Raw genomic sequence first — 13,553 nt, forward strand, 5'->3', positions numbered from 1 at the left:
CGCGGTCGAGCCGCGGCGGTCCAGCACAGCGGAGTCGAACGGAGCGCGACCATGACGTCACCGGACGAGGCGGAGCGCGCCGCGACAGCGCTCCGCGAGCTGCTCGCTCGGACCGCCGCCGAGCTCGAGCGCCGCGACGTCGCCGATCAGGCCCTCGCCGAGCTCCGCCGGCCGCGCGCGATCCTCGGCTTCCGCCGCGCGCCCGTGATGGCGCCCGTCACTCGCGCCTGGCGCCTCGGCGTCCTGCTGCTCGGCCGCGACGGCGACCTCTTCGCGACCGGCTCGGTCACTCGCTCCGTCGCGCCGCTGCACGCGAACAACCAGTCGGAGTCGCAGGAGGAGCGCCGGGCCGTCCGCAAGGCGGCCTTCGACGGTCCCTTCCGCGAGGGCGAGATCGTCAACCACGGCTGGCGCCGGCTGGCGATCGACCCCGAGGGCCTCGCCGCCGGCCAGGAGCCGCTGTCGCTTCGGGGCGACCGGGTCGTCGTGCGCTGGGCGCCCGGTCTCGGCGACCAGGGCCTGATGCCGCTCGAGCGCTACCTCGCCGATCGGCTCGATCTGCTCGACGGAGCGTAGGAGCCGGCCGGACTCCGCAGCCCGGCCTGCTCCGCGGAGTCACTCCGTCGAGTCACTCCGCAGGTCACTCCTCTTCGGCGACCGGGTGGAACCAGGGCGGGTAGACCGCGACGCGGGGCGAGGCTCCGCTGTTCTCGAACATCGCCTTGACCTTGTTCTTCATGGTGACCGACGGCACGCCGACGACGGCGATCTCCTCGATCGGGAAGCGGTCCGGCACGAGCGCCTCGGCGCTGCGCAGCGCCGGCTCGTCGACGAGGAGCCGGGCGAAGGTGCGCACGAGGGCGTCGCCCTCGGTGAAGCGGGTGAGCACGTGCGACGCGTCGCCGTCGCTCAGCACGGGGGCGGAGGACAGCGAGCCGACCAGGACGACGAACTGCGACGCGGTGGTGGTGTGCGCGCGGGGCGACCAGTGCGGCAGCACGCGGTCGCCGCGGAGGTCGGCCCAGAGCGCGGCGTCGGGGGAGAGGAAGAACGGGACGTAGCCGGCGACGCTGACCCCGTCCTTGACCTGGACGGCGCGGCGGTGCTCGCGGGTCGTCTCGGCGCTGACGTCGACCGCGGGGCGGCCCTCGAGGTTCTGGTCGGCGAGCACGGCGCCGGCGGCGACGATCGCCTCGAGGTTGTCGAGGTGGGTCACGTGGTAGATGCGCTGCGCGGCGACGTCCACCTGGGGGAGCGGCTTCTCGCGCGCAGTGCCGCGGGCCGCGGCGCGCGCGGTGGCCGCGCGGGACGTCCCCGGCACGCGCACCGGTGCGCGCGTGCGCCCCTGCGGCTCGGGGAGCTTGGCGGGGGAGCAGACGTCGCAGAGGGCGATGTCGAGGCCGTGGATGCATTCTTCGGGCACGCGTGTGATCCTTCTGCGCGCGGTCTCGGGATTCCGGCGCAAGGACGACGTTACGCGACCTCGGCGACCCCGTGCCGTCGCGGCGGTGATCCGCGGACCTCCGACGCGCCCGGCCGCGCATCGCCTGGGAGCGGGAGAAGAGCCGCATCGGCCGCGCGTAGCGTGGGCGGGATGAAGCGCACACCCCCCGCCGAGGGACAGGAATCCGTCTGGGACTACCCGCGACCGCCCAGGGTCGAGCCCACCGCCGAGCACGTCGTGGTCCGCCTCGGCGGCGTCGTCGTCGCCGACACCCGCGAGGCGTTCCGCGTCCTCGAGACCAGCCACCCGCCCGTCTACTACCTGCCGCGCTCCGCGTTCGCGGAGGGCGCGCTCGAGCCCGCTCCCGGTCGGAGCATCTGCGAGTTCAAGGGCGCGGCCTCCTACCTCACGGTGCGCGGCGGCGGCGCGGTCGCCGAGGCCGCCGGCTGGATCTACCCCGATCCGATGCCCGGATTCGAGGAGCTCGTCGACACGGTCGCGCTCTATCCGGGACGGATGGACTCCTGCACCGTCGACGGCGAGACCGTGGAGCCGCAGCCGGGCGACTTCTACGGCGGCTGGATCACGTCGCGGGTGGTCGGTCCGTTCAAGGGCGCGCCCGGGACGATGTTCTGGTGAGCAGCGCTGCTCCGGCGTAACGGCGGGTAACCACCCGACGCGCCGACCGCCTCCCGTGCCACGGTGATGCCCACTGCCGGACGGTGGACAGGAGGAGGCGGATCATGGCGCAGGACGGGCATTCGGGCGACGAGGGCTGGGGCTTCTCGACCCGGCAGCTGCACGCCGGAGCGGTCGAGGACGCGCTGCACGCGCGGCGCACCCCGATCTACCTCACGGCCGGCTTCAGCTTCGACTCCTTCGACGAGGCGCGCGACCGCTTCGCCGGCGCGGACGGCTACACCTACACCCGGGTCGGCAATCCGACCACCGACGCCGTCGAGCGCCGCCTCGCCGCCCTCGAGGGCGGAGTCGACGCGCTCGTGGTCGGCAGCGGTCAGGCCGCCGTCTCGGTCGCCCTGCTCGCGCTCGCCTCCGCGGGCGATCACGTGGTCGCCGCCGCGAGCCTCTACGAGGGCACGCGCAACCTCCTGCTGGAGAACCTGGCCCGCCTCGGCATCGGCACCACCTTCGTCGAGGACGCCGACGATCCGCTCGCCTGGGCCGCGGCGATCACTCCGCGAACCCGGGCCGTCCTGATCGAGTCGATCCCGAATCCGCGCAACGACGTGGTCGACGTCCGGCTCGTCGCCGATGTCGCGCACCGCGCAGGCGTCCCCGTGGTCGTCGACAACACCTTCGCCACCCCGTACCTCCTCCGCCCGCTCGAGCACGGGGCCGACATCGTGGTGCACTCCGCGAGCAAGTTCCTGGCCGGGCACGGCGCCGTCATCGCCGGCGTGATCGTGGACGGCGGCCGCTTCGACTGGCGCACGCCGCAGTACCCGCACCTCGCCGCGGCGATCGAGCGCGGCGGCGACCCCGAGCGCGCCTTCGCCGACTACGCCCGCCACGTCGTCGCCGGCCGGATGGGGCCGACCGTCTCGCCGCTCACCGCCTTCCTGCTCGAGCAGGGTCTCGAGACGCTGTCGCTGCGGGTCCGCCACCAGTCGCGCAGCGCCCTCGTGGTCGCGCGCTGGCTGGAGGAGCGGCCCGAGGTCGCGAGCGTCGACTACAGCGGACTCGCCTCCAGCCCCTCGCACCCGCTCGCTCGCCGACTGCTGCCGCGCGGGCAGGGCTCGGTCTTCTCCTTCACGCTGCACGGCGGGGAGGAGGCGGCGCGCCGCTTCTCCGACGCCCTCGGCCTCTTCACCCGGATGACCCACCTCGGCGACGTCCGCTCGCTCGTGCTGCACCCGGCCTCGACCACGCACGTCGGACGCACGGCCGACCAGCTCGCGGCCGCGGGGATCGGCCCCGGTCTGCTGCGGCTCTCGATCGGCATCGAGGACGTCGAGGACCTGCTCGCCGACCTCGAGCTCGGGCTGCGCGCCTCGGTCGTCCGGCCGCTGGTGCTGGCGGAGGCGTCGTGAGCCGGCCGCAGCACTTCGCCTGGTTCCTCTCCCGCGGCTTCGGCCCGCAGGCCTGGGGGCAGCCCGGCTGGGAGTGGGACCACTCCTGGACGACGGCCGAGGTCTACCGGCGCAGTGCCCGCGAGCTCGAGCAGGCCGGCTTCGACCTCGTCATCATCGAGGACGCGCTCTCGCTCGGGAACGCGAGCACCCTCGACCTCCGGATCCGCCGCGCGTACGGCGGGCCCAAGCACGACCCGCTGCTGCTCGCGCCCTCGCTCTTCGAGGCGACGCAGCACCTCGGCGTCGCGCCGACCGTGAATCCGATGGCCTACAGCCCGTACCAGGCGGCGCGCCAGTTCGCGACGCTGCAGCACCTCAGCGGCGGCCGCCTCGGGCTCAACGTCGTCACCGACGTCGGCAGCAGCCGGCACTTCGGCCTGGAGCCGCTCGCGCACGACGGCGCCTACGACCGCGCGCACGAGTGGCTCGACTCGCTCCGCGAGCTGTGGCGCAGCTGGGACGACGGCGCGCTCGTCCAGGACGAGGCGACCGGCCGCTTCGCCGACGGCGACCGGCTGCGCGCAGTGCAGCACCGAGGGACGCACTACTCCTTCGACGGTCCGCTGAACGCGCTGCCGTTCGGCACCGGATCCTCCTCGACCGCCGCCGGCCCGGGCGAGCCGATCTTCGTCTCGCCCGGCGGATCGCCGCGCGGCATCGACTTCGCGGGCGCGCAGTCCGAGATCCAGCTGGCCCTCGCCTCGCTCGACACCGCCACGGTCCGCTCCTACCGCGAGCGGGCCCGCGCGGCGGCCGCCTCGCACGGCCGCAACCCCGACGACCTGACGATCCTGTTCGTGTTCAAGCCGATCATCGTCTCGAGCCGGGAGGAGGCGCAGCGCCTCGTCGACGCCTCCGACCACCCCGACGACGCGGCGCTGCTCACCGCGGCCGCCGCCTGGTCCAGCGACCTGGAGACCGACCTGACCGTGCTGGACCTCGACCGCCCGATCGACCCGTCGGTCTTCGGCGAGCACGTCTCGCGCGGCAGCATCGCCGGCCTGTACGGCGGCGCCGACGCCGACGCCCCGCTGCGCGCCCTGCTCACCGCCAAGGCGCGCCTTGGGCTGATCGCCGACCGGAGCGGAGTGGTGGGCACCGCGGAGGAGGTCGCCGACTTCGTCCAGGAGCTCGGTGACGACGCGGACAACGACGGCTTCGCCTTCTCCGGCGACTTCCACCCGGTGACGCTGCACCGGATGCTCGACGAGCTGGTGCCGATCCTGCGTCGCCGCGGAATCCTGCGGCGGGAGTACCCGGGCGGCGGTCTGCGCGGGAGCCTCGCGGAGTTCTGAGCGGCTCGTCCCGGCCGGTCCCGCTAGGAGCTCGCCGCCGGCTGGGTGATCAGGAACGCGCGCGCTGCCTCGAGACCGGACACCCCGAGCGCCCACTCCGGGCGGTGGAAGGTCTCGGGCGTGACGTGGAACCGGGTCTCCTCGACCGCCACTCCGTCGGCACCGACCGTGCGCTGCGTGCCGTTGAGCTCGTACCCCAGCCCTGTCGACACCCGGATCGAGGCCGTGTTCCACGCCAGCGCGCTGCTCTCCGCCACCTCCGCACCGAGGTGGTCGAAGGCGAGCAGCAGCGCGGCCGCGCGCATCTCGCGGCCGAGACCGCGGCCCTGCGCCGCGCGCGTCAGCCACGAGCCGGAGGAGACGGTGCGCCGCGCCGCGAACTCGTCGGCGAGCAGGTCCTGGCAGCCGATCACCGCGCCGTCCTCGACGATCGCGAAGGCGATGCGCCACGACTCCGGCCGGGTCGCGGCACGGAGCGACCACTGGTAGCGGGCGAGGTCGGCGGGCAGCTGCTCGGCGGGCACCTCGGCCCAGGCCGCGGGGAACGGCGAGCGGCCGGGCTCGTGGATCCCGGCGACGGCGGCCGCCGCGAGGGCCGGCAGATCGGCGTCGCGGACCGGGTGCAGCTCGAGGCGGGGCGTGCGCAGCACGAGGGAGAAGAGCGGCCAGGCCGCCGAGGCGTCATCCATCCGACGACGGTAGCGAAGCGGCGACGCGCGCGGGGCGCCTGCAGTACCGGTGGTGGGACTCGAACCCACAAGCCCTCTCGGACAGAGCATTTTGAGTGCCCCGCGTCTGCCATTCCGCCACACCGGCTCATCACGAGCCTGTCGAGAATACCGTAGGCTCTTCGGCGTGACAGACCAGGAAACTCCGCAGACCGCACCCCGTCGGGTCGTCGTCGCAGAGGACGAATCGCTCATCCGCATGGACATCGTGGAGATCCTCCGCGACAACGGCTTCGAGGTCGTCGGTGAGGCGGGCGACGGCGAGACGGCCGTGGCCCTCGCCACCGAGCTGCGCCCCGATCTGGTGATCATGGACGTGAAGATGCCCCAGCTCGACGGCATCTCCGCCGCTGAGCGCCTCTCGAAGGCGCACATCGCCCCCGTCGTCCTGCTGACCGCCTTCAGCCAGAAGGAGCTGGTCGAGCGCGCGAGCGAGGCCGGCGCCCTGGCCTACGTGGTCAAGCCGTTCACACCGAACGACCTACTGCCGGCGATCGAGATCGCCCTCTCCCGCTACGCCCAGATCCTCACCCTCGAGGCCGAGGTCGCCGACATGGTCGAGCGCTTCGAGACCCGCAAGCTCGTCGACCGGGCCAAGGGCCTGCTGAACGAGAAGATGGGCCTCTCCGAGCCCGAGGCGTTCCGCTGGATCCAGAAGGCGTCGATGGACCGCCGCCTCACCATGCACGACGTCGCGCAGGCGATCATCGAGCAGCTCAGCCCCAAGAAGTAGGGCGGCGGCGGCCCGAGGGCCGCGCCGTCACGGCCAGAGGCGGGTGCGCTCCCACGGGGAGCCGCCCGCCTCCGTCGTTCCCGCCGCGGCGGTCGCGCTGTACAGCAGGCGGGTGTGGTCCTGCTCCGCCCTGGTCGAGCCCTGCCAGAACTCGATCCGCTCGGGCACGACGCGGTAGACGGCCCAGTCGCGGTCGAGCGTCGCGGGGGAGCAGGCGACGGCGACGCCGGTCTGCAGCGTCACGAGGTCGAAGTCCTCGGCGCGCTTCATCGGCTCGCTCTGCCGACCGACCAGCAGCGCCGTGCGCGCGGCCTCCGAGCGCCGCTGGAAGTCCTTCTTCGACTCCTCGGCCGACGCGCGCTCGACGCGGCCCTCCACCCGGACCTGCCGGCCCTGCACCGGCCAGAAGAAGGTCAGCGCGGCGTGCGGGTTCGCCGCCATCGCGCGCCCCTTGGGGCTGGAGGCATGGGTCGAGAAGGCCCAGCCGGCGTCGTCGATGTCGCGCAGCACCAGCACCCGCGCCGAGACGGTCCCGTCGGCGTCGGCGGTCGACAGCGTTGCGCCGTGGGGGAGGAGCTGGCCGGCGTCCTTCGCCGCCTCGAGCCACTGCCCGAACAGCTCGACCGGATCGGCCGGCGCCGCCTCCACCTCGAAGTCGGGCAGCTCGGACGGCATGGACGGCAGGGAGCGCAGCAGATCGCGGAAGGTCACGCCCCGAGCCTAGGTCGCCCGTCCCGCCGCGTCGGGGGCTTGCGGAGCCGTCGCGGCCTCGTTGTCCGGAGCAGTCGAGCATCGACCTGCGTCGGCTCTGTCGCGCGACGACCGGCACAGGGCGACAGCGGTTGCACCCGGTCGGATCTCGCCGCTACAAAGGCCATACCCGGATGGTCTGGGCGGGCGAACCGGGAGCGGCGGTCGCGATCGACGCCGCCAACCGTGCTGAGGACGAGGGCAGGTGCGTCGGCATCCGCCGTCTGCACTACGTGGCGGTGGCTTCGTTCCCCGTCAGCGAGCCCTGCAAGGAGTGAGTTCATGAGAGTGACGTCGACGCCGCACGAGGCGCGGTGGGGTGCACCTCGATCGAGGCTCGGCTTGATCGTCTTCACGGTGTTCCTGGTTTCCTTTTGCATCGTCGGGGCGGCGTTCCCCGAGGTTCGGCACTCCTCTCCCGTGGTGACGCTTCTCATCATGGTCCCGCTGCTGGCATTCGTTCCCCGAGCGATTCCGCTGGTCGAGAGATCGTGGCTTCTCGAACGGACGGCGCCCCGACCGACATCTGCTTCGTACTACTCCCAGAGTGCGGTCGGGCTGGTGGGGGCGACGCTGGCGCCCCTCGTCGATTCTCAGACGCCGATCCTGGTCGCGGCGGTGCTGATGCTCATCATCGGGTCGGTCGTCGTCGTGAACGTTCCCACCGCGCCCTGAACGGAACCGTCAGCGGGCGTCGCGGAGGATGTTCGTGATGCGGACCGTGCTGAGGCGGCGGCCCTGCTCGTCGCGGACGACGATCTCGTGCGTGGTGAGGGTGGAGCCGAGGTGGGCGAAGGCCGGGGCCGCAGACAGGCCGTCCTGGCGACGATGAATGTCCTGGAAGAGATCACCTGGTACGTATGGGAATGCGTTGCTGATCGAGTAGCCCGCGCAACGGGCGTATCGAGCGGAGGGGGCGCCTTCGGCGCCAGCGCAGGGCGGGGAAGAGTCCGACGTCCTTGAGCAGTGCACCCTAGGAGAGATCACCTAGTAGGTAGGGGGAAAGCCATGCTGATCGAGTAGCCCGCGCAGCGGGCGTATCGAGATCCACCAGCGCCAGAAGGACGAGTCTGCAGACCCGTCCTGCTGGTAACGGTGGGTCTCGATACGCCCCTGCGGGGCTACTCGACCAGCATGACGCGGCGCAGCCGCGTCCTTCCCTCACCATCGAGACGCGAAGCGGCTTCGCCGCTCGATGCGCCCCTGCGGGGCTGCTCGACGAGCATGATGCGGCGCAGCCGCGTCCTTTCCTCACCACCGAGACGCGAAGCGGCTTCCGCGCTCGAGACGCCCGCTTCGCGGGCTACTCGACGGCCGTGCCGTCGTCAGCGGGCGTCGCGGAGGATGTTCGTGATGCGGACCGTGCTGAGGCGACGGCCCTGCTCGTCGCGGACGACGATCTCGTGGGTGGTGAGGGTGGAGCCCAGGTGGATCGCGTCGCAGGTGGCGATCACGTGGCCGTGGGTGATCGAGCGGCTGTGGCTCGCGTTCAGCTCGATGCCCATCGCGAGGCGGCCCGCTCCGGCGTGCACGTTGGCGGCGATCGAGCCCATCGACTCGGCCAGGACGACGTGCGCGCCGCCGTGCAGGATGCCGACCGGCTGGCGGTTCCCGTCGACGGGCATCGACGCGACCGAGTGCTCCGGGGTGAGCTCGTGCCAGACGATACCCATCCGCTCGGCGAGCTCGCCCATGCCGCGGCCGATCTGCGCCTCCAGGTCGAGGACGGGCGGGCGGACCCAGGAGTCGGCGGTCGCGGCGGCGGGGGCGGATTCGGTCACGGTGCTCCTCGTGCTGGGCCTCCCGGAGGCCCTCCGCCGACGGGCGGGACCGGGCCCGAACCGGTGTCGGAGGCGCTGTGTAGTCTTGCCCTGTGTCAGATCCGGAACAGCCTACCCTCCTGCTCATCGACGGTCATTCGCTCGCGTTCCGGGCGTTCTACGCCCTCCCGGTCGACAGCTTCCAGACCCGCGACGGGCAGCACACGAACGCCATCCACGGCTTCCTGTCGATGCTGATCCTGCTGCTCAAGAACGAGAAGCCGACGCACCTCGGCGTCGCCTTCGACATCTCCCGCTACTCGTTCCGCACCCGCGAGTACCCCGAGTACAAGGGCACCCGCGGCGAGACCCCGCCCGAGTTCAAGGGCCAGGTCCCCCTCCTCGAGGAGGCGCTGCACGCGATGAACATCCGCACCGTCTCGAAGGAGGACTTCGAGGCCGACGACATCCTCGCGACGCTCGCCCGCCAGGGCGCCGAGGCGGGCTTCCGCGTGCTGGTCGTCTCGGGAGACCGCGACACCATCCAGCTGGTGACGCCCGACGTCACCCTGCTGTACCCGTCCACCCAGGGCGTCTCGCAGCTCACCCGCTACGACCGCGACAAGGTCTTCGAGAAGTACGGCGTCGAGCCGCACCAGTACCCCGAGATCGCGGCGCTCGTCGGTGAGACCAGCGACAACCTGCCCGGCGTCGACAAGGTCGGCCCGAAGACGGCCGCGAAGTGGGTCAACCAGTACGGCACCGTCGCCGACATCATCGCCCACGCCGACGAGATCAAGGGCGTCGTCGGCGAGAAGCTGCGCGAGCAGAAGGAGAACGCGCTCCGCAACCGCCGGCTCAACCGCCTGATCACCGACGTCGAGCTGCCGCTCGGCCCGAACGACCTGGACCGCCGCCCGATCGACCCGGACGCGGTCCGCGAGATCTTCAGCAGGCTCGAGTTCAGGACGCTCCAGGAGCGCGTGCTCACGATCGCCGCCGACGAGGGCGTCGAGGGCGCGGCGGAGGCGCTCGCGGGCGACACCGTCGTCACCGCGGCCCCGGCCGTGCGGAACATGGTCGACGAGGAGCTCGCGCACTGGCTCGCGCGCGTGTCCGCGAACGGCACCGTCCCCGTCGCCGTGCAGGTGCAGCTCGGCGAGGGCGGCCTCGAGGGCATCGGACTGTCGGTCGAGGCGGAGTCGGCCTTCGTGCCGTGGGCCGCCGGTCGGCCCGACTACACCGCGCTCGAGGAGTGGCTCGCGAGCGACGCCCCCAAGTACTTCGCCGACGCCAAGCCGCAGGTCAAGGCGCTGCGCCGGGCCGGACTCCCCGTCGCCGGTCTCGCCTTCGACACCCGCATCGCCGCCTGGCTCCTGCAGCCCACCGGTCACGCGGCGACGCTGCCGGCCCAGGTCCTGCAGTACCTCGACGAGGCGATGATCCAGGGCGACCCGAACCAGCTCGTCCCGACCGCCCCGCCGATCGGCCCCGCGACCGAGGCCTGGTACGCGCACCGCCTCGTCGGCGTGCAGACCGAGCTCCTGGGCGAGGGCATGCTCTCCGTCCTCGTCGACATCGAGCTGCCGATCGTGCAGGTGCTCGCCACCATGGAGCTCACCGGCGTCGCGATCGACGCCGAGGTCCTCGCGCGCCTCCGCGGCGAACTCACCGCCACCTCGGTCGACCTCGCGAACCGCGCCTTCGCCGAGATCGGGCACGAGATGAACCTCGGCTCGCCCAAGCAGCTGCAGCAGGTCCTCTTCGAGGAGCTGGCGATGCCGCGCACCCGCGCGACCAAGACCGGCTACACGACCGACGCGTCCGCTCTGGCCGACCTGCAGGAGTCGCACCCGCACCCGTTCCTCGGGCTGCTGCTCGAGCACCGCGACGCGACGAAGCTCAAGCAGATCATCGAGACGCTGGAGAAGTCGGTCACCGCCGACGGCCGGATCCACACCAGCTACGACCAGACCGGCACCGCGACCGGCCGGATCTCCTCCAACGATCCCAACCTGCAGAACATCCCGGTCCGCAGCGAGGTCGGCCGGCGCATCCGCACCGCGTTCGTGCACGGCGAGCAGGCGAGCACCCTGATCACCGCCGACTACTCGCAGATCGAGATGCGGATCATGGCGCACCTCTCCGGCGACGCCGGCCTGATCGAGGCCTTCCACAGCGGCGAGGACCTGCACCGCTTCGTCGGCGCGCGGATCTTCGGCGTCGAGCCGTCCGACGTCACCTCCGCGATGCGCAACAAGGTCAAGGCGATGTCCTACGGTCTCGCCTACGGATTGAGCGCGTTCGGCCTCTCCAAGCAGCTGCGCATCTCGAGCAACGAGGCGAAGCAGCTGATGACCGACTACTTCGGCCGCTTCGGCGCCGTCCGCGACTACCTCCGCACGGTCGTCGAGCAGGCGCGCGAGACCGGCTACACCGAGACGATCTTCGGCCGCCGCCGCCCGTTCCCGGACCTGCAGAGCGGCAACCGCGTCCTCCGCGACAACGCGGAGCGCGCCGCGCTGAACTCGCCGATCCAGGGCTCGGCCGCCGACATCATGAAGATCGCGATGATCGGGGTCCAGGCCGACATCGGCGAGAAGGGCCTGGAGTCGCGGATGCTGCTCCAGGTGCACGACGAGCTCATCTTCGACGTGGCGCCCGGCGAGGAGGACGTGCTCGAGGAGGTCGTCCGCGCGCGGATGGCCGGCGCCGTCGATCTCTCCGTCCCGCTCGAGGTGCAGGTCGGCCACGGCTCCGACTGGGACGTCGCGGCGCACTGACGTCGCGCGGCCCCGGGCCGTTGCTGGCCCCTGGCTAGGCTCGAAGGCATGACCTCCGACATCTCCCGCGAGCCCACCGCCGTCGACCTCGTCGCCGAGCGGTGGGTCGACACCCTCGTCGAGCTCGAGCCCACCCTCGGCACCTCGATCGGCCGCGCCGAGGCCAACCGCCGCCTCGGCGACCTGTCACCCGAGGGCGTGGAGCGGGCGCGGGCGGCGACGGCCGCCGCCCTGGTCGAGCTCGAGTCCGCCGTGCCGGTCGACGCCGTCGACGCGGTCACGGTCGCCGACCTCGGCGCCGACCTGCGGCTGTCGCTCGAGGCGCACGAGGCGCAGCTTCCGTTGCGCGACCTGAACGTCATCGCCTCGCCCGCGCAGGAGCTGCGCGACGTCTTCGACCTGATGCCGACGGATTCCGTGGGCGACTGGGAGGACGTCGCCGAGCGGCTCCTCGCCGTCCCCGCCGCCCTCGCCGGCTACGCCGAGACCCTCCGCGCGGGCATCGGCGCCGGAGTGACGCCGGCGCGCCGCCAGGTCGGCCTCGTCGCCGAGCAGGCCGAGACGATCGCCGGCCCGCGGGGGTTCTTCGCCGCGCTGGCCGCCGATGCGGCTCCGGCCACCGGTTCCCTGCCCGCGTCCCTCTCCCTGCGGCTCGAGGAGGGCGCCCGCCGCGCCTCCGCGGCCTACGGCGGCCTCGCCCGGTTCCTGCGCACCGAGCTCGCCCCGGCGGCGACGGAGCAGGACGCCGTCGGCCGCGAGCACTACGCGCTGCAGTCGCGCCGCTTCCTCGGCGCGGTGGTCGACCTCGACGAGACCTACGAGTGGGGGATCGAGGAGCTCGCGCGGATGACCGCCGAGCAGGAGGCGATCGCCCGCGAGATCCTGCCCGGCGCCTCGGTCGCGGAGGCGATCGCGCACCTCGACACCGACCCCGCCCGCACGCTGCACGGCGTCGACGCGCTGCAGCGCTGGATGCAGGAGACCAGCGACCGGGCCGTGAGCGAGCTCGCCGGCACCGCCTTCGACATCCCGGACGAGCTCCGCCGCCTCGAGTGCCGCATCGCGCCGACCCAGGAGGGCGGCATCTACTACACCGGCCCGAGCGACGACTTCTCCCGCCCCGGCCGGATGTGGTGGTCCGTCCCGCCGGGCGTCACCGAGTTCGCCACCTGGCGCGAGCTGACGACCGTCTACCACGAGGGCGTCCCCGGCCACCACCTGCAGGTGGGCCAGGCCGTCTACAACCGCGCGAGCCTCAACACCTGGCGCCGCCAGCTCGCCGGCAGCTCGGGGCACGCCGAGGGCTGGGCCCTCTACGCCGAGCGGCTGATGGAGCGGTTCGGCTACCTCGACGACCCGGCCGACCGCCTGGGCATGCTCGACGGGCAGCGGATGCGCGCCGCCCGCGTCGTGATCGACATCGGTGTGCACCTGCAGAAGCGGATGCCCGGCTCGACCGACGTCTGGACCGCCGAGTCCGCCCTCGCCTTCCTGCGCGCGAACGTGAACATGGACGACGCCTTCGTCCGCTTCGAGGTCAACCGCTACCTCGGCTGGCCCGGCCAGGCGCCCTCCTACAAGATCGGCCAGCGGATCTGGGAGGAGCTGCGCGACGAGGCGAGCGCGCGCGAGGGCGCGGACTTCTCGCTCGCCGGCTTCCACCGCCGCGCACTCGATCTGGGCGGCGTCGGGCTCGACACGCTGCGCGCGAGCCTGGCCGGCGGAGCCTGAGCGCGTCCCGACGCGACGCGACCGCCCGGATCCGCCAGGACACGCGGAACGGAGCCCGTCGAGATTGCTCTCACCCTGGTGGGTTCGGTAGTCTGGAACGTCACATTCGTGGCGCCGCCGTGCCCACGGTGCGCGACGAGGTCCAGGATCACGGTCCCGGGCGTCGGAGCACTCCCGGGTCGCGGCATCCCCATCACCTCCGCAGTGGTCACCACCGCGTCACGCCGCAGAGCGTG

The 13,553-nt window shown here is 72.5% G+C and carries 12 protein-coding genes, 1 tRNA gene and 1 pseudogene; 8 read left to right on the forward strand and 6 right to left on the reverse strand.

What is annotated here, in order from left to right:
• The first annotated feature begins 51 nt into the window (after positions 1–51).
• Positions 52–576 carry a hypothetical protein gene (locus HQQ86_RS18185; protein WP_173289740.1) on the forward strand — a complete coding sequence of 175 codons (525 nt, stop codon included), beginning with the start codon at positions 52–54 and terminating at the stop codon, positions 574–576.
• Between the two features lie 64 nt (positions 577–640).
• Here HQQ86_RS18185 and HQQ86_RS18190 read toward each other — a convergent pair whose 3' ends face one another.
• Positions 641–1,423 (reverse strand): DarT ssDNA thymidine ADP-ribosyltransferase family protein, encoded by a 783-nt coding sequence (locus HQQ86_RS18190; protein ID WP_173289742.1) that lies wholly within the window; start codon positions 1,421–1,423, stop codon positions 641–643.
• A 171-nt stretch (positions 1,424–1,594) separates the two neighbouring features.
• Here HQQ86_RS18190 and HQQ86_RS18195 point away from each other — a divergent pair, with 171 nt between their 5' ends.
• The 3 genes from HQQ86_RS18195 to HQQ86_RS18205 all read left to right on the forward strand — a co-directional run bounded on the left by HQQ86_RS18195 (position 1,595) and on the right by HQQ86_RS18205 (position 4,832).
• Positions 1,595–2,083, forward strand: coding sequence for a DUF427 domain-containing protein (locus HQQ86_RS18195; protein ID WP_173289744.1), 489 nt, complete (start codon positions 1,595–1,597; stop codon positions 2,081–2,083).
• A 104-nt stretch (positions 2,084–2,187) separates the two neighbouring features.
• Complete coding sequence (locus HQQ86_RS18200; RefSeq protein ID WP_173289746.1) at positions 2,188–3,495, forward strand: O-acetylhomoserine aminocarboxypropyltransferase/cysteine synthase family protein; 1,308 nt, start codon at positions 2,188–2,190, stop codon at positions 3,493–3,495.
• Positions 3,492–4,832: an LLM class flavin-dependent oxidoreductase gene (locus tag HQQ86_RS18205; protein ID WP_173289748.1), complete on the forward strand. Its 1,341-nt coding sequence runs from the start codon at positions 3,492–3,494 to the stop codon at positions 4,830–4,832. The genes HQQ86_RS18200 and HQQ86_RS18205 overlap by 4 nt, the downstream gene beginning before the upstream one ends.
• Before the next feature lie 23 nt (positions 4,833–4,855).
• On the opposite strand, the gene HQQ86_RS18210 is transcribed toward HQQ86_RS18205, so the two are convergent.
• Together HQQ86_RS18210 and HQQ86_RS18215 are read right to left on the reverse strand one after the other, a co-directional pair.
• On the reverse strand, positions 4,856–5,521 hold the full coding sequence (locus HQQ86_RS18210) for a GNAT family N-acetyltransferase (RefSeq protein WP_173289750.1): 666 nt from the start codon (positions 5,519–5,521) through the stop codon (positions 4,856–4,858).
• A 44-nt stretch (positions 5,522–5,565) separates the two neighbouring features.
• A tRNA-Leu gene (locus tag HQQ86_RS18215) sits at positions 5,566–5,648 on the reverse strand.
• A gap of 39 nt (positions 5,649–5,687) precedes the next feature.
• Here HQQ86_RS18215 and HQQ86_RS18220 point away from each other — a divergent pair.
• Entirely contained in the window at positions 5,688–6,293 is a 606-nt protein-coding gene (locus HQQ86_RS18220) for an ANTAR domain-containing response regulator (RefSeq protein ID WP_123446252.1), read from the forward strand.
• Between the two features lie 27 nt (positions 6,294–6,320).
• On the opposite strand, the gene HQQ86_RS18225 is transcribed toward HQQ86_RS18220, so the two are convergent.
• Positions 6,321–7,004: a pyridoxal 5'-phosphate synthase gene (locus HQQ86_RS18225; RefSeq protein ID WP_173289751.1), complete on the reverse strand. Its 684-nt coding sequence runs from the start codon at positions 7,002–7,004 to the stop codon at positions 6,321–6,323.
• Between the two features lie 321 nt (positions 7,005–7,325).
• Between HQQ86_RS18225 and HQQ86_RS18230 the strand changes: the two genes are divergently transcribed.
• Positions 7,326–7,718: a hypothetical protein gene (locus tag HQQ86_RS18230; protein WP_173289753.1), complete on the forward strand. Its 393-nt coding sequence runs from the start codon at positions 7,326–7,328 to the stop codon at positions 7,716–7,718.
• A 9-nt stretch (positions 7,719–7,727) separates the two neighbouring features.
• Here the strand turns inward: HQQ86_RS18230 and HQQ86_RS21490 are convergent.
• Positions 7,728–7,832, reverse strand: a pseudogene (locus tag HQQ86_RS21490) (thioesterase); the annotation flags it as partial.
• 536 nt (positions 7,833–8,368) lie between these two features.
• Positions 8,369–8,737 (reverse strand): PaaI family thioesterase, encoded by a 369-nt coding sequence (locus HQQ86_RS18235; RefSeq protein WP_173290424.1) that lies wholly within the window; start codon positions 8,735–8,737, stop codon positions 8,369–8,371.
• A gap of 179 nt (positions 8,738–8,916) precedes the next feature.
• Between HQQ86_RS18235 and polA the strand changes: the two genes are divergently transcribed.
• Both polA and HQQ86_RS18245 read left to right on the forward strand, forming a co-directional pair.
• A complete protein-coding gene (polA, locus tag HQQ86_RS18240; RefSeq protein WP_173289755.1) occupies positions 8,917–11,586 on the forward strand; it encodes a DNA polymerase I in 2,670 nt (889 codons plus the stop codon).
• Between the two features lie 48 nt (positions 11,587–11,634).
• Positions 11,635–13,317 carry a DUF885 domain-containing protein gene (locus tag HQQ86_RS18245; protein ID WP_173289757.1) on the forward strand — a complete coding sequence of 561 codons (1,683 nt, stop codon included), beginning with the start codon at positions 11,635–11,637 and terminating at the stop codon, positions 13,315–13,317.
• Positions 13,318–13,553: the final 236 nt, after the last annotated feature.

Origin of the sequence: Rathayibacter sp. VKM Ac-2857, assembly GCF_013205025.1 — a bacterium.
Classification (GTDB): Bacteria; Actinomycetota; Actinomycetes; order Actinomycetales; family Microbacteriaceae; genus Rathayibacter.

Excerpts from the sequence above, each read along its gene's own strand:
- HQQ86_RS18185 (WP_173289740.1), top strand. The coding sequence starts at position 52 with ATGACGTCACCGGACGAGGCGGAGCGCGCCGCGACAGCGCTCCGCGAG.
- HQQ86_RS18195 (WP_173289744.1), top strand. The coding sequence starts at position 1,595 with ATGAAGCGCACACCCCCCGCCGAGGGACAGGAATCCGTCTGGGACTAC.
- HQQ86_RS18200 (WP_173289746.1), top strand. The coding sequence starts at position 2,188 with ATGGCGCAGGACGGGCATTCGGGCGACGAGGGCTGGGGCTTCTCGACC.
- HQQ86_RS18210 (WP_173289750.1), bottom strand. The coding sequence starts at position 5,521 with ATGGATGACGCCTCGGCGGCCTGGCCGCTCTTCTCCCTCGTGCTGCGC.
- HQQ86_RS18230 (WP_173289753.1), top strand. The coding sequence starts at position 7,326 with ATGAGAGTGACGTCGACGCCGCACGAGGCGCGGTGGGGTGCACCTCGA.
- HQQ86_RS18235 (WP_173290424.1), bottom strand. The coding sequence starts at position 8,737 with ATGGGCGAGCTCGCCGAGCGGATGGGTATCGTCTGGCACGAGCTCACC.
- HQQ86_RS18245 (WP_173289757.1), top strand. The coding sequence starts at position 11,635 with ATGACCTCCGACATCTCCCGCGAGCCCACCGCCGTCGACCTCGTCGCC.